Consider the following 2946-nt stretch of genomic DNA (forward strand, 5'->3'; position numbering starts at 1 on the left):
TGTATTCGGCAAGCCGGTAAATGGTGTCACCATTACCCCGAACCAAGAGAACCCGGGTAAAGCAACAGTCCATGTTGAAAAAGATGTCGCAGAGGGAACTCAGTTGCGCGTGATGGCGACGAACATCAATGGCAATGAGAATCTCACAGCAAAGACCTATGCAACCGTCGTTCCAGAGCCGGAAAAGACCCCGCGCGAAAAGCTGGAAGAACTGTATCTGGAAGCGACCAAAATTCACGACGCAGGCCAGGGCGAGTATCTGGAAGAGGCTTGGAATGCGTTCGAGTCCGCTTATGAGGCGGCAGGAGCAACGCTTGACAACGAGGCGGCGACGGACGACGAGCTGAGAAATGCAGCAGAGACTCTGCAAAATGCCATTGACGGCTTGACCGCAGAAGAGCCATCTGAGCATAAGCTGTTGGTTGAGTTCGACGACAATGTGACTTTGTGGGTCGACGGAGAGAAACCGCCCTATGCGGATAAGCTAGGCAGCTATACGGCAAATGTTATGGCAGGCGATGAAGTACAACTGACCTTTGCTCCGAGAGTGGACGGCAGAGAATTTGCAGCAGCCTCTGTGATTGTGAACGGTGAAGAGACAGCAATCGATATCGAGGCGCTGGAATCCACAAGAGCGATTGACTATGTGCTAAATATGCCGAATACGGAGACTACGGTGCAGTTCAAGAGCACGATCGTCAACAAGCTTTTGTTGCGAGACGCGATCCAGAGTGCAGAAAAGGCTATGAAAGGCGACGAGTACGCGACGATGGTGCCAAGCGCGAAGAAGCTCTTTGACGAGGCCTATGAGGCGGCAATCAAGGTAGAGGCGGACAGAACCGCATTGCAGGACGAGATCAATGAAGCATGGCTGAACATGACGGATGCCATGTTCTACCTGTCCTTTACCGCAGGAGACCGAGAGGGCCTGAAGGCGTTGTTGGATAGCCTGCCGGAACTGAATGAGGAAGACTTCACGCCGAACAGCTGGAGCGTCTATGAAAAGGCAAAAGCGGACGCAGAAGAGTTGGTAAACGACGAAGATGCTCTCGAGGTGGAGGTAGAGCCGGCGAAGCAGGCTTTGCGTGATGCAATCCAGGGCTTGACGATGCGGGCAGACACCAGCACACTGAAAACGCTGATCGCAAAGGGCAATGAGATTCTTACAGACCTGGACAGCTATGAGAGCAGCGAAGAAGTCAAAAAGGCCTTTACTGACGCGCTGAATGCGGCCGAGGGGATTCTGAACGATCCGAACGCGACGCAGGAAGAAGTGAACAGCATTGCGACCGAATTGACCATAGCGATGGCAAATCTGCGCAAGACGCCGGATAAGGAAGCGTTGGAAGCTCTGATCGCAAAGGGCGAACAGGTAAATGCGAACGACTATACAGCGGCAGATTATGCAGCGTTGCAGGCAGCGCTTCAGACAGCAAAGGTAGTTCTGGAAAAAGAAGATGCGACTTCCGAAGAGATTGAAAGCGCATACAATGCGTTGGAAGCGCGTATCCAGGCGACAAAGGGAGAAGAACCCACAAAGCCGGATAACGACCAGAATAGCGGAAACAAGAAACATACCAGCTCTTCCGGTTCGAAGAGTAGCGGGAACATCTATGGTTCCGCGGGCAGAGCAGTGGTGAATCCGACCGTCGCAGCGGCGCAGGGAGTTGTAGCCCAGGCGAGCGTATACAGCGATACGACGGTAAACTTCACATTGAAGAGGGGCGCAGCATACTGCTTCAAGATGACCGTGGTGAATGGAAACGGGCTGGTACCGAGCTTCACAGTGGGCAACGGAAGCGTTCTGAAGACACAGTTTGTGACGCAGATCGGCAATGACTACTACTATAGAGTTTATGCAGTTGGCACACCGGGCCAGAGTACGGGNTCCGCGGGCAGAGCAGTGGTGAATCCGACCGTCGCAGCGGCGCAGGGAGTTGTAGCCCAGGCGAGCGTATACAGCGATACGACGGTAAACTTCACATTGAAGAGGGGCGCAGCATACTGCTTCAAGATGACCGTGGTGAATGGAAACGGGCTGGTACCGAGCTTCACAGTGGGCAACGGAAGCGTTCTGAAGACACAGTTTGTGACGCAGATCGGCAATGACTACTACTATAGAGTTTATGCAGTTGGCACACCGGGCCAGAGCACGGGAGTCTATACGACCTTGCCGGGCCAGAATGCACAGATGCATTGTACGGTGACGGTTGGCTGAATGCCGGATAACTTGCGAATGGCATAAGCCACTCGGTTAGGCAGCAGATGATGGAAGCGCGCTTTCGTAGAAAACGCCGTAGACGCGGAAGACGCTGTGCGTCCACCGGGCCAGAGCACGGGAGGTCTATACGACCTTGCCGGGCTAGAATGCACAGAGCATTGAACGGTGGCTGTTGGTTGAGCACTGGATAACTTGCGAATGGTATAAACCCATTCAGTTAGGTAGCAGATGACGGAAGCGCGCTTTCATAGAAAACGCCGTAGGCGCGGAAGACACTGTGCGTCCCCTGGGTCAGAGCACGGGAGGTCTATACGACCTTGCCAGTGCAGAATGCGCAGATGCATTGTACGGTGGCTGTCGGCTGAGTACTGGATAACTTGCAAATGGTATAAACTATTCGGTTAGGTAGCGGTTGATGGAAGCGCGCTTTCGTAGAAAACGCCGTAGGCGCGGAAGACGCTGTGCGTCCCCTGGGTCAGAGCACGGGAGGTCTATACGGCCTTGCCTGGTCAGAATGCGCAGATGCATTATACGGTGACCGCCGACCGAGTGGAAATGGCAACCTTTGCTCTATGCAGAAGAGGCGCAGTTATTCCAGTGAAAATAAGGGATCGGTTGTCCAGATAAGTGCATATTATGTGTAGCTTTCGATAGATCCGATCTTTCCAAAGAAGTAGTCACCGTAAAGTGAATGAAACCAGGAAAAGCAAATAATAAACCAAGCC

At 53.1% G+C, this 2946-nt stretch carries 1 protein-coding gene; it reads left to right on the forward strand.

The window, feature by feature from the left end:
* Positions 1 to 112 precede the first annotated feature (112 nt).
* Positions 113 to 2218 carry an FIVAR domain-containing protein gene (locus B9Y59_RS02895; RefSeq protein ID WP_143255216.1) on the forward strand — a complete coding sequence of 702 codons (2106 nt, stop codon included), beginning with the start codon at positions 113 to 115 and terminating at the stop codon, positions 2216 to 2218.
* Positions 2219 to 2946 lie beyond the last annotated feature (728 nt).

This window comes from Anaeromassilibacillus sp. Marseille-P3371 (assembly GCF_900169665.1).
Classification (GTDB): Bacteria; Bacillota; Clostridia; order Oscillospirales; family Acutalibacteraceae; genus Anaeromassilibacillus.